At 61.7% G+C, this 758-nt stretch carries 1 protein-coding gene; it reads left to right on the top strand.

Annotated features, from left to right (window positions below; genetic code table 11):
* Window positions 1-118 precede the first annotated feature (118 nt).
* A partial coding sequence (locus AC1DY5_RS57585) for an IS4 family transposase (protein ID WP_478123033.1) occupies window positions 119-758 on the top strand: 640 nt, incomplete at its 3' end.

The raw sequence follows: 758 nt of genomic DNA, 5'->3' as shown, positions 1-758 counted from the left end.
CCCACTCTTGTCCAAGACAGAAAGGCGTTGAGCCATCCCGATGCGTGGGGTAAAAAGTTGTCGCCAAACGAACTTCCACCCCACTCACGAGAGGCCCAACGTGAAAGCATCATGCAGCATGTTCAGTCAGATCCTCAAGCTGATTCCGCGCATCGAGTTCGAGCACATCGTCAAGCGCACCCAGGCTGAATACGCGTCCAAGGGCTTCTCCAGTTGGGGCCAGCTGGTTGCGATGCTGTTTTGCCAACTGGGCCGCGCCCAYTCGCTGCGCGAGATCGAAGGCGGGCTCAAGAGCTGCGAGGGCAAGCTCGCGCACCTGGGCATCGARGCGCCGGCGCGCTCCTCGCTGTCGTACGCCAACGCGCAYCGGCCTTGGCAGCTGTTCGAGCAGGTCTTCCACGGCCTGTACGAGAAGGTTGCCGCCAAGGCGACGGGCAAGCACAAGTTCCGWTTCAAGAACAAGCTGGTGAGCATCGACTCCACCGTCATCGACCTGAGCCTGTCGTTGTACGACTGGGCCAAGTACCARCGTACCAAGGGCGCGGTGAAGCTGCACCTGGTTCTCGACCACGACGGCTACCTGCCGTGCTTCGGCGTSGTCACCGACGGCAAGGTGGCAGACGTGAAGGTTGCCCAGTGGATCGACTTCGGCGCCGGCACCATCGTGGTGGACGATCGGGGCTACAACGACTACCGGCTGTTCGGCCAGTGGTGCACCCAGGGCGTCTTCTTTGTGACCCGCATGAAGAGGGATGCCC

It is taken from the genome of Variovorax sp. P4_D9, assembly GCF_056401695.1.
The sequence above is the reverse complement of the archived record's forward strand: the minus strand, read 5'-3'. Positions and strand labels throughout refer to the sequence as shown.